Origin of the sequence: Helcococcus ovis (genome assembly GCF_004524775.2) — a bacterium.
GTDB classification, from domain to species: domain Bacteria; phylum Bacillota; class Clostridia; order Tissierellales; family Peptoniphilaceae; genus Helcococcus; species Helcococcus ovis.
On the sequence record NZ_CP119081.1, the window covers coordinates 1,441,971 to 1,466,461 of the forward strand.

A 24,491-nucleotide genomic window follows, 5' to 3' on the forward strand; every position below is an offset into this window, starting at 1 on the left:
GTCAAAATATTATTTAAATTTTTCTAATTTTAAAGCTACAGAAACAAATATTGCCAAAACTAAAACTATTAATCCCGGAATTAACCATCCTAGACTTTGCTTAAATAAAGGTAATTGTTTTACAAAATTTGTTAAAATTGGTATTTCAATCTTAGCTACTAATAAACCTTCAACTACGGATATTAATGACACAACATAAATTGTTGCTTTGTATGCCAATTTACTAAATCCTAATTTATCATGAAATAATGTTAAAATTATAAGTGTCAAAGATATAGGATAAATTGATACTAATACAGGAACAGATACAGCTAATATTTTATTTAATCCAAAATTAGCTACAACAAATGAAAATGCTGAAAATAATAAAGTCCATTTTTTATAACTAATTTTATTATTTGTCAGTTTCGCAAAATATCCACTACCACTTGTTATTAATCCAACACATGTTGTCAAACAAGCCAATGTAAATATAGAAACTAATAATATTCCTCCAAAATTACCAAATACTTTATTTACTGTTATAACTAATACTTGAGCTCCATTTTCCACTCCGGATGTTATTTGCCCTGTAACCATTCCGATATATGAAAGCATTGCATATATTATAAATAAAACAGTTCCCGCTAAAAATCCAGCTTTTACAGTATATCTCATAATATTTTTATCATCTTTTACATTAAATGATTTTATAGCTAAAGCAATCACTAAACCAAAATTAAGTCCTGCAATTGCATCCATTGTATTATATCCTTCTAAAAATCCTTTTACCGGTGCATTTGATATATAGGCATCAGCTGGTTTAGTCGGCATATTTATTCCTGATATTATTACACCGATAAACATAAATAAAATAAGCACTAATAAAGTAGGTGTCAGCACTTTTCCAACTCTATTTACCAACTTACTTGGATTTAATGAAATTAAAAATGCTGATAAAAAGAAAAATAATGTATATAAAAGCCTTAAAGAAAATATATTAACTCCCTCCGGTAAATACTGTTGTACTGCCATTTCAAATGGTAAACTACCTGCTCTTGGTATCCCTAGTCCAGGTCCTATTGATAAATAAATCAATGATGTAAATACCAATGAAAACACCGGTCCGACTCTATTTGCTAAATTTGTTAAACCCGATGTCTTTGCTACGGCTATTACAGCTAAAATTGGAAATACAACAGCAGTTATAGCAAAAAATAATAAACTAATAAAAGTTAAATTTCCTGCTTGATGTCCTAGCATTGGAGGAAATATTAAATTTCCCGCCCCAAAAAACAAACCAAAGAGCATTATACTAACGCTTAAAAATTGATTTTTTGATAAACTTTTCTTCATAATCTTCTCCTAAAAATTTTTATATTTAAAATAAAAAATCCTTTGCTATTTCCAGCAAAGGACGAAATAATCGCGGTACCACCTTTTTTCTTCACATAGTGAAGCACTTATAACATCTAACAATGTCAGGTATTTGTAACGTAAACCACTACGAAAAATCTTAATTTTATAATAATTTCAGATTTTCAATAAAAAAGATGATTTTCAAAAGTAATCCACACTGTTTCACACCAAACAACAGCTCTCTGTAGCTTCAAAACTTTTTACTCTTTCTTTTATTTTTAATATATTAATTGATATTATAAATAAATTATTTATATATGTCAAGTGTAAAATATTATCGTGCATTTTGAGCGATATATCCAGCATAAACGGAAAATGCTAATATAAAAATAAAATAAACTATAAATACATAATCTGTAAATAAATTTTTTAAATATTTTTTCTCAGCTTTATCTATTTTTAGATTGTTTTTAAATTCATTTCTTCTTTTTTCTGTAAATAACTGCACTATAGCACTAAATCCTAAAATAATCAATATAATAGATAAAGTAACAATTTGCATTGATTGTAAACCGTAATTTGATGATAAAAATCCTACAATTGCAACAATTAAATTATTTATTATGTGTAATATTAATGCATCTCTAAATGAATAAAAATATGCAACATATGTAAACACTAGTGCTAATCCAAATGTCCCTAACCCTTGAATTATGTTTAAATGAGAAAATGAAAATAATATAGACACCAAGAGTATGCTTGCTATTTTTCCATATTTTCTAGTTATATTCAAATAAAATCCCCTAAACTGCAATTCTTCAATTGCCGGTCCAAAAATTACAGCATAAATAAATAATGTTATATTTAAATTATTTTGAATTATTTTAGTAACATTTGGAGAAGGTATATTAAGCTTACTTACAACAAAATTAGTAAAAATACTAAATATTAAAGTTATAGCATAAGATAAACCTACAAAGAAAAATAAATCTTTTATACCGAAATATTTTTGTTTTTGACTTCTTAAATTCTCCAAAGATTTTTTGCCAACAAAGAAATATATTGGGATTATGCCTAAACCAACTATTGTTATTTGTCTAATCCCTATATCCTGTATAAACCCCGTTAAAGAAGCTAAAATATTAATACTTAAAAAATATATCAAATACGAAAAAATTATTTTTCTATTTGCCTTCCTTGCTTCCACTAAGTTATAATTTTCATTTTCTAATAAATTTTCTAAATTATTTTCCATTAACAACTCCTAAACATTGTGTCTAAAGTGAGTAATATCACCATCTTGCATAATATAATCCTTACCCTCTAGTCTAACCTTACCAGCTTCTTTAGCTTTAGTCATTGAACCATCATAATTCATAAGTTCATCAAAGGAAATTATCTCCGCTCTAATAAATCCTCTAGATATATCCGAATGAATTTTACCAGCAGCATCAACAGCTTTTGTACCCTTTTTTATTGTCCAAGCTCTAGTTTCAATTTCCCCGGTGGTTATAAATGAAATTAATCCCAATAAATCATAACTTGCAATAATAAGTTTTTCTAAACCAGGTTTTTCTAGTCCAATCATTTCTAAGTAATCCTTCTTTTCTTCATCTTCCAGTGTCGAAATTTCAGCTTCAATTTTAGCTGAGATTACTACAACTTTGGCCTCTTCTGTCTTTGCAAATTCTCTAACTTGTTGCACATATGGATTTGATTGTCCATCATCAGCAACTTCTTCTTCAGATACATTTGCAACATATATTATAGGCTTTGTTGATAATAAATTATATCCTTTTAATATTTTTTGTTCTTCTTGTGTCAAATCTAAAACTCTAGCACTTTTTCCTTCTTCTAAAGTTTTATATACTCTTTGTATCAACTCTAATTCAGCTTTTTTTTCCTTATCAGATTTAGCCAGTTTATTTAATCTATTCATAATATTTTCAAGCATATCCATATCAGAAAAAATAAGTTCTAAATTAATTGTTTCAATATCCTTCAACGGATTTACTTCACCATCTACATGAATTACATTAGGATCTTCAAAGCATCTTAAAACTTCAACGATAGCTTCTGATTCTCTAATATTCGCTAAAAACTTATTACCTAAACCTTCTCCCTTGCTAGCACCTCTAACAAGCCCGGCTATATCATAAAATTCTATATATGCAGATACGATTTTCTTTGAATTATTTAATTCCGATAATTTTTCTAATCTATAATCCGGAACGTCTACAACCCCTACATTTGGTTCAATAGTTGTAAATGGATAATTAGCTGATTCCGCTCCTGCTTTTGTAATAGCATTAAAAAGTGTTGATTTGCCAACATTTGGCAATCCTACTATACCTAATTTCATATTTACCTAACCTTTCTATACCAAATAATTATAACTTAAAATTTAAATAATTTGAAGATAAACCGACAATTTAATGTATAATTGATATATGAAAACTTTTTGGAGGAAAAATGAATAAATTAAATATTAAAACTATAGCTTTAGACCTTGATGGTACATTACTAGATAATGAACATAATATTCAACCCAAAACTAAAAAAGCTTTAATCAAATTACACAATGAAGGGGTGAAAATTATATTAGCATCCGGTAGACCTGTGCTTGCAATGCTAAAATATGCTAAAGAGCTTGAATTGGATAAAAATAATGGAATTATAATTTCCAACAATGGTGCAATAGCTTATGATGTAGCAAATAATAAATTAATTTATGAAACACCTTTATCTAAAGAACTTGTTTATGAAGTTTTAGATTATGTAGAAAATAAAAAAATATATCCAATGATTAATAGGGATGAATATATGTATGTTGAAGATGTTTACAATGCTGTTGTTGATACCGGAAATTTAGGTAAAGGAAGGATAAATGTTATTGAATGGGAAGCAAGAAATGGTGGATTTTTACTTCAAGAAGTAAAATCATTAAAAAATTTTGTAGATTTCAATATAAATAAAATCCTTACAATAATGGAGCCAAAATACCTTGATGATGCAAAAGCAGAGATAACTGAAAAATTTAAAGATAAACTTTATGTAGCTCAAACGTCACCATTCTTTCTAGAATACATGAGTTTAGGAGTAAGCAAAGCAAATGCTCTCGAAAAATTAGGTATCAAAAGTGAAACTTTATTATCTTTCGGTGACAGTTCAAATGACAAGGAAATGGTCGAATATGCTAAATACGGAGTTGCTATGGGAAATGGTAAAGAAGAAGTTAAAAATGCAGCTGTCCATGTTACTGATGACAATAATAACGAAGGAATTTTCAAGGCATTAAAACATTTTGGATTAATTTAAATAAAAATTTGTAAAATTAATTGTTACAATTTAAATACAAAATCACATCACATATGTTTGACAACTCCAGAATTTTTATTTTTCATCATTCAACTATTTCAAGAAATCTTATAAAGATGGGTTCTTTAAAAGGGGCTGTTGCATAATAACATAAAAATAATTATTCAATGGCTCTTTTTCTTTTTTATGTAGATATTGATATTACTTGATTGGATTTAGATTCATAGCTATCGCCATTAAATTTATCTCGGTTACTATAATTTATACCTTCTAATGAAGTTATGTTTTCTAAATAATTTAACCTGTATTTCTCAAATATTTCTGTAAAATATAGCGATTTTGTCTTAAATCCATCTTTGTTCCAATCAAAACATTTATATACTTTAGATGTTGAAATATAGCCGCTTTTCTTTACTCTTTTTTTATCTTTTATTCTTACAAACAAATCACCATCTTTACTTTCATAACTGTCTGTCTCTTTGTTATCGATTAAACTTTCTCTAAATTTCAAATCTTATTTATATTTTCTAGTTTTTGATATCTCATAGTTTGAAGGCTTTATGAAGGCTCTTAAATTTTATGACTGATTTTTTCCAAACAAAAATATATTTATTGGAATTGGCTTCAATTTTAGTACCATCTATGTATATGCTTGAAGCATCAATAAAGTCATTTTCTAACAAATACTGATTATTTAAATAAATTATTTTCTCAACGAAAGGTGCTAATTTATTTCTAAATCTATTTATTGTCGAATGATCAGGTGATTTTTTTCCTTCAAGAAGGTACAAAATTCTTAAGTCATATTTACACATTTTCTCTATTTCTCTAGAAGTTCTAACTCCTTCTGAGTAGCAGTAGATTAGAATCTTAAACATTGTAATAGGATCAACTAATGTTTTTCTCCCTTTAACGGAGTATGCATCTACTATGAAACTTAAATCTATCTACTCAACTAATTTTCGCAAAACCAAAAGCTTTAAATCACTTTCAACAACAATATCTAGATTAAAATCCATTTTTAATTGAATTTCTCCATGCTTTAGGTTAGAATTAAACACAGATAAAGTATTGTATGTCATAAAACTATTTTATCACAAAAAGCCCTGAACGGTTAGAATTCAGGGCTTTTTTGATACATTTATTAAATTATTTTAATTTAAAGAGGCTATTTTGCAACAACCCCTTTCAAAGAACTATTAATAATCATAATATTTTTCTACTATTTCATTTGGATTTAACACTATATCGAAATTAAAATGTATAAATTGTTGATATAATTCTGTTCCATTTTCTAAATTTAAATCATTATATAATATATCATAACCCAATACAAACAGTATTTTTTCTTTTACTATCTCTCCAAATTCATTCGTATATTCTAATTCTTTTATACTACCTTCTGTAATTTTCTTTATATATTCATTATTAACCTCATCAAATATGCCAATTTCAAAATTAATTTTACAATAATATATTTTTTCCATATATGATAAAATTTGTTCATTTATATAATTAGCGACCAATACTTTAACTGTTATATTCATAACTTATTCTCATTTCCTAAATCTGCCATCCCTTAGAAGCTTCAAAGCTTTTCTTGCGTTTGCATTCCTCTAGATGCAGCATTCATTATTTCTTAAATTGTTTTATATAAAAACTCAGATGGGAATTCTCTTCTAATTCTAGCTTTTCTAAATTTAGAAATTATTTCATCAGCGGTCATCGAAATACTTTCTTCCTCAACATTATTATTTTTGAAATAATTAACCACTTGATTATACAACCAAGTTCCTGTTTTTATTGCAGCGTCTCCTATTATAATAACTCCCGCAACTGTTATTACTACTTTTCCAATACCTGGAATCCAATATGTGCCAGCTAAACTTTTCCAAATTATTGATGTATCGCTATATGCTTTTACAAAAATATTATTATCTTACAGTAATAGTTTATCTAAAAAATTATATTATTTAATTTTATTGTTATCTAAGCTTTCTAAGTAAGCTTCTAACTTTGGAACAATATATTCAAATGTTTCTGCTTGAAATGGATTTTTTAGTCCAACATGTTTAATAATTTCTTTTGTACCTAAACTTCCTCCTAACTTACACAATTCCAAATATTTACTCCATGCTTCTTCGTGGTTTTCCATATCTAAAACAAAAAATTGGAACGCATTGATTTGAGCAATTGTGTAATCTAAATAGTAGAATGGTGATTGATAAACATGCATTTGGGCTTGCCATCTTCTACCAGATTCCATATAGTGATTGTCTGCATAATCAATATGTGGAGAATATTTCTTTTCAATTTCTCTAAATTTGGCATTTCTTTCTTCCGGCGTTGCTGTAGGATTGTCATATACCCATTCTTGGAATTCATCAATTGATGCTCCGTATGGTAAGAATTTTAACGCCCCAACAACGTGGTTGTAGTAATATTTTTCTGTATCTTCACCGAAAAACGCTTCCATCCATGGATGTGTAAAGAATTCCATACTCATTGAGTGTGTTTCCATGATTTCCATGCAAGCACCTCTGTTTTCAACAGGATGTACATTTCTTGTTACATAACCTTGGAATGCATGTCCTGCTTCATGAGTTAAAACATCAACATCATGTGCTGTACCATTAAAGTTTGCAAATATAAATGGTAATCCGATTACATCTAATGAAGTCATATAGCCACCTGGTGCTTTACCATCAGTAGAAGATAAATGCATCATTTCATTATCAATCATTGCACTGAAAAATTCATCAGTTTCTGAAGATAATTCTTTATACATTTTTTGAGCTTCTTTTACAAGTTTTTCTTCATCTCCTTTTGGAGTTGGATTTCCTGATAAGAATTCTAATCCCAAATCATAGTATTTTAATTGATCTACACCGATTCTTTCTTTTTGTTCTTCATAAAATTTTCTTGTTAATGGAACTATATATTTTAAAATTTGTTCTCTGTAATTTTTAGCGTCTTCTCTATTCCAATCAGTTCTACCAAATTCTCTATATGCAACGTCAAGATATGATTTAAATCCTAACTTTGTAGCAATTTCATGTCTGATTTTTACTAGTTGATCATAAATATTGTCAAACTGATCTTTCCTTTCATCAAACCATTTTGATGTAGCTTCTGATGCTGCCTTTCTAACTTCTCTATCTTCTGATTGCTTGTATGGAACCATTTTTGATAAATTTAATTTTTTTCCATCAAATTCAATTTCTGCAGTACCCATTAATTTTTGGTATTCAACAGATAATTTTGACTCTTTAACTTTATCTTCCATAATTTCAGGTTTAAATATATCCTTTTGTAGTTGATCTTTTTTTGTAATATTTTTACCAAATCTTTCTTCATATTCATTTCTAAATGGAGAATCTAATCTAATATTTTTTAATTTATTATCCAGTTGTGAAAATCTAGGTAAAACTTCATTAAAAGCCTCTACTTCTTTTTCATAAAATTCGTCTCTTGTATCGATTGAATTTCTAACATACGCAATTGTATAATCTTGCGAAAATTGACAGGAAATATCTTCAATATTTTTTAATGCATCAAAATATTCTTCACTTGTTGTTGAATTCTTAGCTTCCTCCATGTATTTATCTAAATCTGATAATACTTTTTCAAAATCAGGTCTTGTATATTTTATATCCTTAAACTTCATAACTACCTCTTTTTATTTCGTTTAATATTTCTCTTAGTATTAAATCTTCATTAAAATCGTATTTTTCTTTCAATTTTTCTATTTGATATTTTTCTAATTTTTCATTTAAATTTAATGGCCTTGCAAAATCTGTTTTTCCATTTTCTAGCTTATATAATAATAAACTTCCCTCATTGATAAGATTTATAGCAAACTTTCTTAATTCATCATTGGAATTATTTAACAAAACATTCCATCTTTTTATATTTTTAGGAACATATAATTTATTTGGGAGTAATCCAATATATCTAACTGAAAGATTTCTTATTGTCCCTCTTACATTTAAGCTTTTATCTGTAATTGAACTGCTTATAGGTGACATCTTTAATCCGCTTAAAGGCCCATTTAATGATATTAAATAATCCATTCTGTATTTATTTATACCAAGCTTCAATATTTCATCATCTGAGATTTCTGTATCATCCATTTTCCTTAGATTTTTTATCCTATTTCCTTCATCTTCATTTAAGTCAATATCGTATTTTATATTTCCAAAAATATCAAATGTAGAATACTTAAATTTAATTCTTTCAGGATTAAAAGAAATGTTAATATCATCAGGGTAAAACTTATTGAATACTCCTGCTGACCATTCAATATATTTCTTTAAATCAGATCCCAAAATGTTATATATAGAAATTTCCCCTCCGGAATAACTATATGAATTATTTATATTTTTTCGCTTAATCTCTCCTTTTAGAATCACTGGATACGGGTTATCTAAATGAATTGATACTACGTCAGCACCACTATAATCAAGCATTACGTCCAAAAAGAAATCTGTAACTTTCGTTTGAGCAACTCTTGTTTGAGCTATCCCTTTGACATCATCATTTTCAGATAAATCCTCTGAAGTATACCCTATAAACTCATTTGCTCTTTCTCTCAATTCTTTATGATATTGAGCTAAGATATCTTCAATTTCCTCATCAGATTCTATTTCATCATCAATTTTTATAATTGATGGTCTTATATCTTCTAATTTTTTACTATCTATATCAAAAGTTAAATCCAACCTGCTTAAACCTTCAGCATGATACCCTGGTTCAAGAAAAATTGTATTATTTATCTTTTTGTTAATAATTTGATGCATATGCCCACCAAAAATCGCATCAATTTTTTCCGCACCTTTTACATTATTTAATAAGTCAATAATACCGGTATTTTCAATGTCATTTTCATTAAAATCACCCATATGGAACAACCCTATCAAAGCGTCACATTCTCCCACTTCTTTCAGAAGTCTTTCAAGCTCAAAATCTGCATCTATTACGTCAAAATTTTTTAAATTACCACGTTTAGCTTCAAATTTTCTAACTAAAGGTGTATTTAAACTGACAAATCCAATTCTGATACCTTTAATATTTTTATAATATACACCATTCATAAATCTCATAGTATTTTTCTTTCTATAGAGATTTCCCATCATTGAAACTCCATTAAATTGTCTAACTACATCAATTAAATGATCCATTCCAAAGTTAAATTCATGATTTCCCATATTATAAATTTCATATTTCATTTTATTTATAACTTCAATACCCGGATATTTTTCTCGATTAATAAAATATTCAGCACTATTACCTTGAATTAAGTCTCCATTGTCCATCAATACAACATATTCATTTTCTTTTTTCAAAGATTTAACGTATGTTGAAACTCTTGATAATCCTCCCTTTTTAGAATATTCATCTTTAGAATAATCCCAGGGCATATAATATCCATGAACATCACTAGTACACAATAGAGTTACTTTTAGTTTATTTTTCATATTTCCCCAAAAGTCTAATTACTAAATTTTAATTATTTTTAGTAATTCTTTAATTTTTTACTTTATCAATTTATCTAATTTATCAACTAATTCTCTAAATGTTTCTAGAGATTTATTAACTGTTTCAGGATTTGACATATCAACTCCTGCAATCTTTAATTGTTCAATTGGGAAATGATTATCCCCATCTTTTAAGAATTTAATATAATTTTCTCTGGCATTTTCAACACCTTCTAATACTCTTCTTACTAAAATTGAAGATGCTGTAAATCCGATAGCATATTTATATACATAAAAATTTGAATAAAAGTGAGGTATTCTCATCCATTCATAAGCTATTTCTTCATCTGATACCATTGAATCTCCAAAATATTTCTTATTTAATTCAAAGTAAATATTTGAAAAATCATCTTTTGTCAATACTTCGCCATTTTCAATCTTATGATGAACATCTCTTTCAAATTCAGCAAACATAGTTTGTCTAAATACTGTTGACTTATAGTTATTTACATAAAAATCTGTTAAGTATAATAATTCTTCTTCACTTTCAGCTTTTTTCATTAATAAATCTAATAATAATGCTTCATTAAATGTTGATGCTACTTCTGCAACGAAAATTGTATACCCTGAATGTAAGAAGTCATTTGTGGATCTATCATAATAACTGTGTAATGAATGTCCCATTTCATGTGCTAATGTAAATACACTACTTAATGTGCCATCAAAATTCAATAGTATAAATGGTTTTGTATCATAGGAACCTGATGAATACGCTCCATTTCTCTTTCCAGGTCTTGGTTCAACATCAATCCAATTTTCTTCAAAAGCTTTTTTATAGTTATTTACGTATTCTTCCCCCATTGGTTTAACTGATTCTATAACTAATTCTTTAGCTTCCTCAAAAGTATATTTCTTTTCAAATTTACTTGTCATCGGCATATATACATCATACATATGTTGTTCATCCAACCCTAATGCTCTTTTCTTAATTTCATAATATTTGTGTAAATATGGTAAATTAGTATGTATTGATTCAACCAAAGCATCATAAACTTGAGTACTTACATCATCTCTATACAAAAACATTTCTCTTATGGAGTTATATTTTCTTAATTTTGAAATTTTACCCAATCCATCAATATGTGAATAATAGGATTGAGCTATTGTGTTTCCGTATTGATTATATGTATCATAAAACTTCTTAAATGATTCTTTTCTCAATTCTCTATTTTCATCCATTTGAGTATTTACAAAATTTATATTTGTAAGTTGCTTATCAAATTTTTCTAAATATGGAAATTTCATATCAGTATTAGTTAAAAAATAATACAAATTTGCTGATGTTCTTAATGTTGAACTTAATGAGCTCATTATCAATTCTTCTTTATCTGATAATGTATGAGCTTTATATCTAAAAATTTTATTTAAATATACATCATAGGCTTTTAACTCTTCTTTATTCTTCAATTCTTCTATTTCTTGTTTATCTAAAGACAATAAAAGAGGGGTTAAAAATGCGAATACTGTTGAAATTTTTGAGTTTAAATTAGAAACTTCCTTATCTAATTTTTGAAAATTAGATACATTTGAATCCTCATCTTTTTTCATATGTGAATATGCTGCCAGTTTATATAATAATCTTGAAATTTCAACATCCTTTTGTAATAATTTTACTAAATTTTTTTTAGGTTCTTCTTTCAATGATTTAACTTCTTCCAATAATTTTTCAATATTTTTTATTTCATCTCTTGCTAAATCATCGTTTGAATAAATTGATTCCAAATCCCATCTTAATTTTTCCATAATTCCTCCTATGAATCCATTTCATCACTGTAAAAATATCCTTCTCCCCATTTAGTTTGAATATATCTATCAGTTTGTGTTGATTCTAATTTTTCTCTAAGTCTTCTAATATGAACATCAACTGTTCTAATATTTGATTCTTCTATATCTTTCCATAAAGAAGCAGCTAATTCTTTTCTAGAAAATACTTTTCCTTTATTTGAAACAAGAATAAATAGTAAATCAAATTCTTTTCCTGTCAAATCCAACTCTAAATCATCCACTGTAACTTTTCTACCTAATATATTAAACTTAAACTTATCTTTAGCCATAGAGTTGTCAGCCTCTTTCACAATTTTTATTGTTTCAGTTTTATTAGCCCTACTTCTTCTAAGTACAGATCTAATCCTTGCTTTCAATTCAAGTAAGTAAAACGGCTTGATAATATAGTCATCACATCCATATTCTAAAGCTAAAACTATTTCATTAGGCTCTTTATTATTAGACACAACTATAGTTGGTATATTAATAATTTCATTCATTTTTCTCTTCAAATCCAATCCGGTTCCATCTTTAAAAACCATATCCATGATTACAAGATCATATTCATTCTTTTGTATAGAAAATAATGCCTCCTTAATTGTATTTGCTGAAAAAATTTCATATTCTTCAGATTTAAAACTGTAAATAAAATTATCTATAAATTCCTGATCTGAGTAAACTAAAAGTAATTTCACTGTAATACCACCCCTTTTTATATGTTAAATGAATTATAACATAAATGTAACATTTTACACAAATAAAAAGTTAACCTTTTCAAAAAACGAAAAGATTAACTTCTTATTTTATGAGATTAAAAATTTAATCCATTCATATTTGGTGATGTTTGATTTAATTCCTTTTCATCAAAACTTTCAGTAATTGCGGCTTCAGTTGTTAATATCATAGACCCAATAGATGATGCATTTTCCAATGCAGATCTTGTTACCTTAGTAGGATCAACTATACCCTCTTCAATCATATTTACATATTTATTATTTAAGGCATCATATCCTATTCCCGCATCTAAATTTTTTACTTTATCAACTATAACCGATCCTTCAACTCCTGCATTTTCAGCAATCTGTTTTGCCGGATATTCTAAAGCTTTAGAAATAATAATTGCTCCTGTTTTTTCATCACCTTCTATTGTAGAAATATATTCATCTAAATATTTTATAGAATCTAAAAGTACAGTACCTCCTCCAGGAACAATACCTTCTTCAACTGCTGCTTTTGTAGCTGCAAGGGCATCTTCAATTCTAAGTTTTTTCTCTTTCATTTCAACTTCAGTAATAGCACCAACTTGAATCAATGCTACCCCTCCCGACAATTTTGCAAGTCTGGATTTATATCTTTCTATATCAAAATCAGAGTCAGAATTTAAAATGTCATTTTTTATAGAATTTATTCTATTTTCTAATTCTTCTTTTGAGCCTAATCCATCTACAATTGTAGTTGAGTCCTTATCAACATTAACTTTTTTAGCACTTCCAAGCTCGTCTAGTTTTACTAATTTCAAATCATCATCTAACTCTGATTTAAATACCTTAGTTCCGGTTAATATTGCGATATCTTCTAATATTTTTATTCTGTTTTCTCCAAAGCTTGGTGCTTTTACAGCTACAACATTAAATGTTCCCCTAATTTTATTTAAAATTAATGTTGTCAAAGCCTCTCCTTCAATATCTTCCGCAATAATTAATAATGGTTTTGAAACTTCAACAATTTGTTCAAGTATAGGTAAAATTTCTTGTATATTTCCTATTTTTTTATCAGTAATTAAGATATAAGGATTATCTAACTCAGCAATTTTTTTATCAGCATTTGATACCATATATGACGATAAAAATCCCTTATCAAATTGCATTCCTTCTACTATTTGTAAATTAGTTTCCATTGTTTTAGACTCTTCTACAGTAATTACTCCATTTTTTCCAATTTTTTCCATTGCCTCTGCAATTAATTCACCAATCTTCTTATCAGCTGAAGATATAGAGCCTACTTGTGCTATAGAATTTGTCGAATCAACAGGTATAGAAAATGACTTTATTTTTTCAACCACTAATTGTGTTGCTTTCTTTATACCTTTTTGTAATATTATAGGATTTGCCCCAGCTGCAATATTTTTAAGCCCTTCTCTAACTATAGCTTGAGCAAGTATAGTAGCTGTTGTTGTACCGTCTCCTGCAACATCATTAGTTTTTATAGAAACCTCTTTTAACAACTGAGCTCCCATATTTTCAAATTTATCTTTTAAATCTATTTCTTTCGCTATAGTAACTCCATCATTTGTAATAAGTGGTGCTCCATATCCCCTATCTATAACTACATTTCTCCCCTTAGGTCCTACAGTTACTTTTACAGCATCTGCTAATTTGTTTATTCCGGCCTCCAAAGCCTTTCTTGAATCAAGGCCATATTTAATTTCTCTACTCATAAAAATCTCCTATTCTTCAATAATAGCTAATATATCTTCTTTATCAATTACTATGTATTCTTCTTCTTTTTCTTTTACAATAGTTGCTTTATATTTTGTGTATAAAACCCTGTCCCCTAATTTAATATCATTTAAATTTTCTAAATCTTTTGATATCTCTATAACCTCTGCAAAAACTGGTGTTTCTTTAGAGCTTTCAGGAATAATTATGCCTGATATAGTTTTCTCTTGTTTTTTTAATGATTTTAATACCAATCTGTTTCCTATAGGTTTAATTTTCATATTTCCTCCTTATCACTCAATCATTTTATTTGCTAATAAAATTATATCACAAAAAAAGGAAAATAATACTACTTTCCAATTTTATTTTCTCTTGCGTAATAAAACAAATATTGCTGAGCATATCCTCTAAGTTTTCCAAAATAATTTGTACCTTCTTCTAAAATTTTACTATTAGGTAGAGTATTTCCAATATACAAAGTTTCCATTAATCTTTTTACCCAAACGTCGACAGGAAATGTTTCACCTCTTGCATATCCAAATAATAATATACAATCTCTAACTTTCGGTCCTATACCCGGAACTGTCAATAGATTATTGCCCAATGTGAGGTCATCTAAATTTTCATCAAAAATTTCCGGAGTACCTATATACATTTCAGAGCAATCAACTATCCTTGTATTCCTAAATCCAACCCTGCATATTTCTTTAACTTCTTCAGGGTCAGCTTTTGCTAAAACTTCAGCTTTTGGAAATGAATAATATTTATTACCTTTATATTCTTCGATAAATTCTCCGTAATTTTCCGATAATAATCTTATTGAATTTTTTATCCTAGGAATTTGATTGTTAGCTGAAATTATAAACGAAATTATCGTTTCAAATTTTTCCTGATTTAAAATTCTAATACCATATCCAAAATTCATGGCATCTTTAAGACTATCATTTTTAGAATATGCTCTTGTGAGTTTTAAATCATTTTTCAATTTAGAATAATCTCTATTCAAATCAAAATAATTATGCCAAATATTTATAAAATCATTTTCCGAAGAATTAAAAACAATTAAATCTCCATTTACATCATGTTTTAATTCTATAACTTTTCCAAATGCTATAACAATATAGGATTGATCTTGCGTTTTTTCCCATCTAAATGCTTGTCCACATTCAAAAATATGAGTTAAATTGAAGTCCTTAAGCCCTTTAATTAATAAATAATCTTCTTTTTTTTCTATAATATATTTCATCTTACTCCACTTCCACAGCATGTACCACAAATCTACCTTCTAATGTTTCATTATCACATGTTGATAATGTTAAAATCTTAGAATTTTCCGTAAATTTCGGTTCATATTTAAACTTGTTAATTGATTTATTTTTTACTTTATTTAAGTATTCTACCCATTCATCTTTATTTCTATTCGCTTGAATATAATAATCATTTACATCTGAGTAATAAGCTGTAAATATCTTATATTCATGATAACCTTGCTCTGTATATACTTCTATTATAAATTCATCTTTAGAATTAACAATATCTTTATTTTCTAATGTTAATAAAAGCTTAAACATCGGAGCATACATTTCAGGATTAGTTCTCAAATTATGTCCAAAAATAGTTGTATTCATATCAGAAAAATCAGGATTATTGTATCCGTTGACCATCAAAGTTCCGGGCCTTGACCAATTACCATCTAAATCACTAAAAAGATATGTCTCATTATCTTCAAATAAATAAGTAGCAGGAAAATTAACCTTAAAGTCCTTAGCTTTTATAAATGCTTTGATATCCTTATTTCTTTTTTTTAAATCAGCAATAATTTTTTTCGCAAGTTTATCTTTTTCTTTTTTTGAAAGTTCTTTTCCTTTGTTATTAACCTCTATATCTTTTTCAATTTTTGTAACTTGTTCAGATACTTCATTTAATTTTTTTGTAGATCTATAATTTTGATAATAATATGTTCCTATTTCATATACACTATAAATAATAATTGCAACTAATATAATTTGCACTAATGTCAAAATAGTTTTTTTAGCTTTTTTCATCGCATTCTCCATTTAACTTTTTAAAATATTATATCACATATTATCATAATTAATAAATATGTACAAAATGGGTAGAATGAATATAATCTAGAGTTGTAAAATTTTCTTTAATTATATTTACATTTTTTTCATCCCATAAATATAGTCTAAAAATGATTGATTGTCGATTTTGAATTCAACCACCGCACGATTAAAAAAATATGAGATAAGAAAATGTAATATCCCCTTATTTTTAGGAATATTTCATAATTTACTCTATAAATAAAATTCATTTAATTTTTGATGCTTAATAAAATAAATTCCACCAACAAACATAGATAACGGTAATATCGTCATTACATACATAATATTATCAGTAATAATAATTCCAGCAATATAACTTCCTAAAGGCATAGCTACAGCTATTAAGGAATCTACGGTTGAATTAACTCTTCCTAACAATTCTTCCGGTGGAACAATACGAAATATACTACTAAACCCTATATTGTAAATGGACATTGCGAAATATCCAATAAAAAATAGTGCAAGATTTAGATATATATTTCTTGTAAAAATCGCTACAAACCATACTACTCCATTTAATAATAAAAGAAATCCCAATAAATTTGATTTACTAATTTTTCTTATAACATAACTTGATACTATACTACCAATTATCCCACTAATACCTTTAACACTTAGAAGTAAACCATAGTAAACTTCACCATTAAAATATATTTTTGAATATATAGGATATGCAACAGCCTGTATAGCATTAAAAAAATTTATAATTAAGAAAATTAATGTAACATCTCTTAATAAACTATTATTATTAACAAAAGTTAAACCTTCCTTTAATTCTAATTTATATTTCTTAAAATTATATTTATCTTCAGTATTATCAACTTTTGTTTGAAATTTAAGTTTAACACCTGATAATACCAGTAACGATAATATAAATATCAATACATCATATCTAAATAAAATAAAAATGCCAAAACTAGCAATAATTATTGATATTATAGAATTCAAAAAAGAATCTAGAACTTTACTAGAAAATTCAAATATAGAATTTGCAAACAATATTTCATTTTTATCAACAATTTTAGGGATTAAAGTCCCTTGAATTACATAACTAAAAGTGCTAGCTGTTGTAGAAATAAAAATTATGAATAATAATATACCTATTGACAAATATTGATTAAATAAAATAAAAAATAATAAACAAGAAATTTGTGTAAAAATAGATATATATAATAATTTCTTTGTACTGAATTTATCTATTATTGGTCCTAGAAAAAATATAAAAATATCTGGAATTAATGTTATTGAAAAAAACAAGCCAAGAAAATAACTATCCTTAAAATTGTTATTAATATACCACAACATACTCATATAGAAAATACTATCTGCAATATTTAAAATTAAAACTAATAATAGTAATCTATAAATTTTTTTCATATATATCTCCTCTAACTATCTCATCAATTAAAAATTTAAGTTTATTAGGTAATTTTAAGTATAATGACTCACAATTTTCTAGATATTTTTTTGCGTAATCATCTTTTTTTGATAAAGCAAACCCATTATCAATTAAACAATATTGATAATAAGATAAATTATAACCTAAAATATTTTTTAGCTTATTAACCTTAAGCTTAAGACTATCCGTTATTTTGTTTAAATTTAATGGTACATAAAAATCTATCATTCCTCCATTAAAAATCTATAATCCTCTTTGATCTAACTTTATTAATACTTTTATAATTTTCACAAAGAACATCTAAAGTTTTATGATTATAATTCAATTCTACATTTTCATTGCTACCTCTATAATATTTTTTCTTTATGATAGTTATACAACATAAAAAAAAATATTTCAACAGGAAAATGAAATGGTTTTCTATTTTTTGCGTGTAAAAAACTGATAAAAACTTCACGTTCAATGAATATGATGATAGCACCAGTAGAGGAAATTTTAAGAAAAAAAGAAACAGAGACAAATATTTCTAGATGTCTCTGATATAATTTCCAAATTTTTGGAATCAGCTTATTTAATTATAGTTTTTTATGGTTTATTAAACTAAGTCTATTATCTATTTTTTTTTAAAGAATATTATAATTTATTTAATTATTTTCTTTTTCGATAAATATATTCCTAAAATTGAAATACCTAGTAATGAAATATAAATTCCTACTCCATAATCTGCAGTTAAAGGATTTAATTTATTATCTTTTATGGTAAACCCAAAATCAACATTTCCCGCTTTATTTTTTTCACCTTCTCCAAATTTCATAGTTAATATATGATTTCCTTCCTGTAATTTACCAAAATATCTTTCAGGTAAAATTACAATAGTACTTCCCTCTAAAGAAATATAATCCGATTTACTTAATTCTTTTCCGTCAACCTCAACTTTTTCTAAAGTTTTTAACTGTCCATCAGATTTAAATTCAATTTTATCAACTTTACCTTTTTGAATAATTTGTCCACTACCATATACTACTTTAGGAACAAATTTATTTTTATCTTCATATTTTTCTTTAGATGTTTCTTTTTGCGTTTCTTTAAGCGTTTCCTTTGGTGTTTCTTTTTCTGCTTCCTTCAATACTAGAGTATTTTGAATTTCATCCAGCATTTTTTCCATATCTTTAATTTCCCCATTAGAAACATCTTTTTTCTTTAATAAAGCTTTTGCTTTTTCAACCGCTTCTTTAACTTTATCTTTACCATCTTCTTTATATTTATAACTATTAATCATATCTTCTGATTTTTCAATCTTAGATATCAAATCTTCAGCTTTATTTTTTCCTAATCTTATATAAGTTGGTAATGATTTATTTCCAACATAGTCTTCTAAAACTACTTCAACAAGCCCATACGTTTCATTAGCATCTACAGAATCATCATAAATATCTTCTTCTAATTCATCATCTGATTCATCTTCTAATTCATCTTCTGAAGTATTTTTATCATCAGAAAATGTAAAATTCATTAGTGTCGCACCTCTAATAGCGTAGTCTGATTTCCATCCAAATCCATTACTAAACTTAACAATTTCGTCATTTAATTTAACATGTAATTTAGACCAATCATTTGGCTCAGGACTCCAAAATATTTTATTTTTTTCATTAAATAATTCTTTATTATATCTTTGAACATAAGTATCTTTCAGTTTACCCGTTAGTGTAACGGATTCTGCTTTACTTCCGTCATTTAATACAGTATAGATTGTAGCTTCAAATTTTTCTCCATTATTATATGGAATTTTTATCTCAGTATTACTTTCCCCTTTTTTAATAATCTTTGTAAATAATGCTTTAGAATCATTTTCCGGTAAAGTAACTTTTAATTCTAATTCTTTGTAATCAGCTTTTGGATTTTCCCAATTTAATACTAATTTTCCATCATGTTTAGATTGTACAATACTACCCTTTACCGGATGGTCTTTTTTAGTCGTTACTTCAACAGTCTCAGTTTCATAATTTAATCTATTTACGATTGAATCCGGATTAAATTCAACTATTGAAGGTTCACTCTTTTCTCCATTTTTACCAACAGCAACTAATTCAAATTTATTAGCATTTTTTAATGATTTAATATAAAATACATCATCATAAATTCCACCTAAAAATACTTTTTCTCCATTGGGTAAAACTCCTCTTATTTCATATTTATCTACATTACTAAAATCTTCTTTTTTCCATTCAACAATCATCTCATCATCTGAAAATAATTTTTGAATTTTAAATCCTTCAGGTTTACTTGGAGCTGTTAACCCATCACTTACTGAAATTTTCCCAATATTCATTTGATAATTTTCAGATTGCCCCTTAAATATCAATCCAATCATAGCTAACTGTTTTCCAGAATAATTTGACAATTCTACACTAGAAGTAATCCATTCAGCCAATTTTTGAGAATTTTTCACATCTAATTTCTCGATTTTATTAGGATTATCTTTGAATATCAATGCTAATTGCATTTTAACATTATCATTTGAAGTTTTTCTAAATGTTATATCTATTTTTGACGTGCTTTTAATATCTAAATCCGTTTTATATAATCTAATTGTGTTTTCACCATCTAATTTTCCATAAGTAACTAAAGATGATCCACCTTCATAAGCTCCTATTTGCTTAAATGGTAACTTTATTATTTCCTTAGATATATTTTTTCTAACTTCTTTTTGTCCAAAGTCAAAATCTACGCCTAATTTCGCTTTATCCTTTTCACTATCAACCCACCATTGCCAAGTTAGTGGAATATCTTGAATATTTATATTTGACCATTCTTCATCTAAACTTACTTTTCCATTTTCAAAGTATTGTACACCTTTACCGATATTGAAGGAAGAATAAAAATTAGAACCTTTTATTACAGATTTTTCACTTGTAAAATCTGCTACTCCAACCCATCCACTTGCATCATCAAGCATTACATCTTCTCTTTTATATCCTTCAAACATTCCTGTTTCTCTAGGATTTACTTTGGCACCTGAAAAATACATTCTTGCTCTTTCTTCAATCATCCATTGATAACCTGTATCTTGAATCATATCATCAGGTAATCCTCTTTGATAAAAATCAGATGGAGTAAATAATGCTATACTTGCTTTAGGGTTTTTTGTATTTTTTTCATATAATTTTTCAATTTGTTTTGCTGAATTATGTTTTCCATTAAATCCGTTTTTATTTGCTTCGACCCCATAGAATACGTCTTTAAACGGGTCTATGCCCTTATTTTTTATATATTCAATTTGATTATCAACACTTCCAGTCCAATCGTAATTCACAAATACTGAATCTTGGATTCTTTCTTCTTTACCGTCATTATTTGTATCAAAAAATAACAAACTATATTTAGAATCATTCATGCTACTATTAGTGTCATAATACTGTGTATACAATCCTGCATCATGTAATCTCTTTAGAAATAATTTTTTTCTATCTGCAAATCTTTCTTCAACATTTTCTTCAGCATTAAAGAAATATCCATCATATCCGAAAAACTTTGCCATTTCTATTAATTTTTCAGCAACAGGAAATTTTCCATCTTTATCCTGAACAAATAATTCATTGATTGTTTGCCCCTGTCTATAATATTGATCAAAATAAATAACCGCTATAGATTTAACACCATTTTTATGAGCTGCATTTGTATATGCCGGATTAGGTATATTTAATACACCAAATTCAAAATATCTTTTCTCCCATCCTCTATCTGCTGTTGATTCATATTTTCTATCATATAAATCTTCGGGAGTTGTAGCCGTAGTTGCTCCATGCCATGGTGAAAAGTAATCAGTATATTGCCAAAAACTTAGCGGATAATATCCAAAAGTATTATTGTACATCATACCATCAGTAAAAGTATTACCATAATCTCCTTGCATCAACATAATTTGAGCTTTTGATTCAAGTTTTGGATTTGCTTGAGTAGCCTTAAACGGTTCATTCCTTTTTTGTAGAGGAACTTTAGCTTTAAGAAGTTGAGCCCCCGGATCATTTTTCGGCGTCCAATCTCTTATATCCCAAACTCTGTAACCTGAAAATTTTGGTTGATTTGCTTTTCTTTTCGCCTCTCCTGTCATAGGTATAGAATCTGCAGCATATGCTTTTTGAGGCACAAACGATGCTAAAAATACCACTGATAATGCAGTCGCCAATATCTTTTTATATATTTTCTTCATTTCAACCCCTCCTATTGAAAATGTTTTCTTTTATCTACATTTTTAATATATCCCTAAGTTTTTAATTTGTAAATTTCATTTAAAAATTTTCGAAAAAACTTTATATAAAATATTCCGGTTTTGTAAAAAATGAAAACGGTATTTTAATATATATCACATAAATTGTTGAACGAAAAAAGATTTTTCGATATTATATAAATGAAATAAAAAAATAACGAGGTAAAAAATGGCGGAATTTAGATTCAATCCCTTACTAAACGATTGGACAATTGTAAACGGAAATAGACAAAATAGACCTGACATGCCAAAAGATTATTGTGCATTTTGTCCGGGTTCTGAACAAATAAAAGAAAATTATACTGTAATGAAATATGATAACGACTGGCCTTCAATGATGCAAGAGCCTCCAGTTCCTGATGATATATCTACGGATTTTTATAAAACAGCTAAATCTTATGGAAAAGCTGAAGTAATACTATATTCACCAGATCACAAGGCATCTTTATGGCAACTACCAGTTAGCCATATTATTGAATTGATTGATTTATGGAAAGAGAGATTTATAGAAATAAAAAAAGATGAGCATATAAAATATATACTCACATTTGAGAATAGAGGAAAAGAAGTTGGTACTACTCAAAGTCATCCTCATGGACAAATTTACGGATATGGATTTATGCCATTAAGAATTAAACAAGAAATTGAAAATTCAAGAAAATATTTTGAAAAAACTGGTGAATCATTAATATTAAAAATACGTGATGAAGAATTAAAAATAAAAGAAAGAATAATTATGGAAAATGATAATTTTGTTGCATTTCTTCCATTCTTCACAGATTATCCATACGGTGTGTACATAGTTCCTAAAAAAAATAACATATATACATTTGAAAATTTTAATGATGAAATAGCTGAAGAATTTGCTAAAATATTAAAAAATCTATTAGGAACATTTGATACACTATTTAACAGAGAATTTCCTTACATGATGGGCATATATCAAAATCCTGTAAATAGTGAATTAGAAGAAGAATGCAAAAACTTCTACAACTTCCATGTAAAATTCTTCCCTCCATTAAGAGGAGCAAATTCAATTAAATGGAATGCATCCTCAGAAACTTGTGTATGGGCAAAAACAAATCCAAGAAGAGTTGAAGATACAGCTATCGAGCTAAGAGAAGCTTTTGAAAAATTTAAGAAAAGAGGATAAAAATGGACTTACAAGAATTAAAATCAAAATTTATAAAAGCATTTGGTGAAAATGATAATGAAATTAAAACATTCTTTTCCCCAAGTAGAATCAACATAATAGGAGAACATATTGATTATAACGGGGGACAAGTATTTCCATGTGCAATAGAAATAGGAACATATGGAGTTGCCAGAAAAAATTCTGAAAATATTTTAAGATTAAAAAGCTTAAATCTTTCTAAAGAAGGACATGTTTCACTTTCTCCTATTGAAAATAAAGAAGAAAATGAATGGATGAATTTCCCTCTTGGTGTTGCAAAGTTTATAAAGGAAAGAGGATTTGATATTGGAGGACTGGATGTTTTAGTTTACGGGAATATTCCTAATGGCTCCGGTCTTTCATCATCAGCTTCACTTGAAGTTCTTTTTGGAGAAATCTTCAATACTTTCTACAACAAAGGAAAAATCTCAAATGTAGAGCTAGCATTAATCGGCCAAGAAACGGAAAATAAATTTATAGGGGTAAACTCCGGAATAATGGATCAATTTATAATCGCAAACGGAAAAAAAGATAATGCTGTTTTACTGGATACCGAAACTTTGGATTTTGAGTATATTCCATTCAAACTAAAAGACAATAAAATTGTAATATTAAATACAAATAAAAGAAGAGAATTAAAAGATTCTAAGTATAATAAAAGACGTGCAGAATGCGAGGAAGCTTTAGAAATTTTACAAGATTATGCTGAAATAGATAACTTATGCCAACTTACAGAAGAAAATTTAGAATTACTTGAAAATATCGAAAATGAAGATGTAAGAAAAAGAGCAGAACATGTTATCATGGAAAATTTAAGAGTAGCTGAAGCTGTGCAAGCATTACAAAATGGAGATATAGAAACTTTAGGAGAACTATTAGTAGCATCAAATGATTCATTAAGAGAACTATACGAAGTTACTGGACCACATTTGGATTCTATTACTAAACATTCAAATGATTTTGATGGTTGTCTTGGTGCAAGAATGACAGGAGCTGGATTTGGAGGTTGTGGTATAGCCATTGTTAAATCCGATAAAATTGAAGAATTTAAGGCTTATGTTGGTCCAAGATATAAAGAAGATACTGGTTTAGAAGCAGAATTTATTATTTCAAATGTTGGAGATAAAGTTCACGAAATTTAAGGATTA

The 24,491-nt window shown here is 27.2% G+C and carries 20 protein-coding genes, 1 pseudogene and 1 other annotated feature; of the genes and pseudogenes, 3 read left to right on the plus strand and 18 right to left on the minus strand.

The window, feature by feature from the left end:
• Nucleotides 1-9: 9 nt before the first annotated feature.
• The 3 genes from brnQ to ychF form a co-directional block, all read right to left on the minus strand.
• A complete protein-coding gene (gene brnQ, locus EQF90_RS06840) occupies nucleotides 10-1,335 on the minus strand; it encodes a branched-chain amino acid transport system II carrier protein (protein ID WP_134711561.1) in 1,326 nt (441 codons plus the stop codon).
• 54 nt (nucleotides 1,336-1,389) lie between these two features.
• Nucleotides 1,390-1,618: a binding site (T-box leader), on the minus strand.
• Between the two features lie 54 nt (nucleotides 1,619-1,672).
• On the minus strand, nucleotides 1,673-2,593 hold the full coding sequence (locus EQF90_RS06845) for a CPBP family intramembrane glutamic endopeptidase (protein ID WP_134711562.1): 921 nt from the start codon (nucleotides 2,591-2,593) through the stop codon (nucleotides 1,673-1,675).
• Between the two features lie 9 nt (nucleotides 2,594-2,602).
• Nucleotides 2,603-3,700, minus strand: a complete 1,098-nt coding sequence (gene ychF, locus EQF90_RS06850) for a redox-regulated ATPase YchF (protein WP_134711563.1) — start codon at nucleotides 3,698-3,700, stop codon at nucleotides 2,603-2,605.
• Nucleotides 3,701-3,810: 110 nt separating this feature from the next.
• On the opposite strand from ychF, the gene EQF90_RS06855 reads away from it, so the two are divergent.
• Nucleotides 3,811-4,656 (plus strand): Cof-type HAD-IIB family hydrolase, encoded by an 846-nt coding sequence (locus tag EQF90_RS06855; protein ID WP_134712009.1) that lies wholly within the window; start codon nucleotides 3,811-3,813, stop codon nucleotides 4,654-4,656.
• 184 nt (nucleotides 4,657-4,840) lie between these two features.
• Here the strand turns inward: EQF90_RS06855 and EQF90_RS06860 are convergent, their stop codons facing one another.
• The 15 genes and pseudogenes from EQF90_RS06860 to EQF90_RS06930 all read right to left on the minus strand — a co-directional run bounded on the left by EQF90_RS06860 (nucleotide 4,841) and on the right by EQF90_RS06930 (nucleotide 22,112).
• Complete coding sequence (locus EQF90_RS06860; protein ID WP_134712010.1) at nucleotides 4,841-5,167, minus strand: hypothetical protein; 327 nt, start codon at nucleotides 5,165-5,167, stop codon at nucleotides 4,841-4,843.
• A 202-nt stretch (nucleotides 5,168-5,369) separates the two neighbouring features.
• Nucleotides 5,370-5,603, minus strand: a pseudogene (locus EQF90_RS08385) (transposase); the annotation flags it as partial.
• Nucleotides 5,604-5,855: 252 nt separating this feature from the next.
• Nucleotides 5,856-6,203: a hypothetical protein gene (locus tag EQF90_RS06870; RefSeq protein WP_134712012.1), complete on the minus strand. Its 348-nt coding sequence runs from the start codon at nucleotides 6,201-6,203 to the stop codon at nucleotides 5,856-5,858.
• Nucleotides 6,204-6,295: 92 nt separating this feature from the next.
• The gene (locus EQF90_RS06875; RefSeq protein WP_167604127.1) at nucleotides 6,296-6,442 is read right to left on the minus strand and encodes a hypothetical protein; all 147 of its coding nucleotides are present in this window, start codon (nucleotides 6,440-6,442) and stop codon (nucleotides 6,296-6,298) included.
• Between the two features lie 183 nt (nucleotides 6,443-6,625).
• A complete protein-coding gene (locus EQF90_RS06880) occupies nucleotides 6,626-8,323 on the minus strand; it encodes a M3 family oligoendopeptidase (protein ID WP_134712013.1) in 1,698 nt (565 codons plus the stop codon).
• A complete protein-coding gene (locus EQF90_RS06885; RefSeq protein ID WP_134712014.1) occupies nucleotides 8,313-10,133 on the minus strand; it encodes a bifunctional metallophosphatase/5'-nucleotidase in 1,821 nt (606 codons plus the stop codon). Before EQF90_RS06885 ends, EQF90_RS06880 begins: the two co-directional genes overlap by 11 nt.
• A gap of 57 nt (nucleotides 10,134-10,190) precedes the next feature.
• Nucleotides 10,191-11,936, minus strand: coding sequence for an oligoendopeptidase F (gene pepF, locus EQF90_RS06890; RefSeq protein ID WP_134712015.1), 1,746 nt, complete (start codon nucleotides 11,934-11,936; stop codon nucleotides 10,191-10,193).
• A gap of 8 nt (nucleotides 11,937-11,944) precedes the next feature.
• Nucleotides 11,945-12,652, minus strand: a complete 708-nt coding sequence (locus EQF90_RS06895; protein ID WP_245151220.1) for a response regulator transcription factor — start codon at nucleotides 12,650-12,652, stop codon at nucleotides 11,945-11,947.
• A gap of 116 nt (nucleotides 12,653-12,768) precedes the next feature.
• Nucleotides 12,769-14,394 (minus strand): chaperonin GroEL, encoded by a 1,626-nt coding sequence (gene groL / locus EQF90_RS06900; RefSeq protein WP_134712017.1) that lies wholly within the window; start codon nucleotides 14,392-14,394, stop codon nucleotides 12,769-12,771.
• A gap of 9 nt (nucleotides 14,395-14,403) precedes the next feature.
• Nucleotides 14,404-14,676, minus strand: a complete 273-nt coding sequence (locus tag EQF90_RS06905; RefSeq protein WP_134712018.1) for a co-chaperone GroES — start codon at nucleotides 14,674-14,676, stop codon at nucleotides 14,404-14,406.
• Nucleotides 14,677-14,744: 68 nt separating this feature from the next.
• Nucleotides 14,745-15,641, minus strand: coding sequence for a DNA-3-methyladenine glycosylase family protein (locus EQF90_RS06910; protein ID WP_134712019.1), 897 nt, complete (start codon nucleotides 15,639-15,641; stop codon nucleotides 14,745-14,747).
• Between the two features lies 1 nt (nucleotide 15,642).
• Nucleotides 15,643-16,440, minus strand: a complete 798-nt coding sequence (locus tag EQF90_RS06915) for a class B sortase (RefSeq protein WP_167604128.1) — start codon at nucleotides 16,438-16,440, stop codon at nucleotides 15,643-15,645.
• A gap of 255 nt (nucleotides 16,441-16,695) precedes the next feature.
• On the minus strand, nucleotides 16,696-17,880 hold the full coding sequence (locus tag EQF90_RS06920) for an MFS transporter (RefSeq protein WP_134712021.1): 1,185 nt from the start codon (nucleotides 17,878-17,880) through the stop codon (nucleotides 16,696-16,698).
• Complete coding sequence (locus EQF90_RS06925) at nucleotides 17,864-18,130, minus strand: hypothetical protein (RefSeq protein WP_134712022.1); 267 nt, start codon at nucleotides 18,128-18,130, stop codon at nucleotides 17,864-17,866. Before EQF90_RS06925 ends, EQF90_RS06920 begins: the two co-directional genes overlap by 17 nt.
• 412 nt (nucleotides 18,131-18,542) lie before the next feature.
• Entirely contained in the window at nucleotides 18,543-22,112 is a 3,570-nt protein-coding gene (locus EQF90_RS06930; RefSeq protein ID WP_134712023.1) for an endo-beta-N-acetylglucosaminidase, read from the minus strand.
• A 226-nt stretch (nucleotides 22,113-22,338) separates the two neighbouring features.
• Here EQF90_RS06930 and galT point away from each other — a divergent pair, with 226 nt between their 5' ends.
• Together galT and EQF90_RS06940 are read left to right on the plus strand one after the other, a co-directional pair.
• Nucleotides 22,339-23,322 carry a galactose-1-phosphate uridylyltransferase gene (galT, locus tag EQF90_RS06935; protein ID WP_134712024.1) on the plus strand — a complete coding sequence of 328 codons (984 nt, stop codon included), beginning with the start codon at nucleotides 22,339-22,341 and terminating at the stop codon, nucleotides 23,320-23,322.
• Nucleotides 23,323-23,324: 2 nt separating this feature from the next.
• Nucleotides 23,325-24,485 (plus strand): galactokinase, encoded by a 1,161-nt coding sequence (locus tag EQF90_RS06940; protein ID WP_134712025.1) that lies wholly within the window; start codon nucleotides 23,325-23,327, stop codon nucleotides 24,483-24,485.
• The last annotated feature ends 6 nt before the right edge of the window (nucleotides 24,486-24,491 follow it).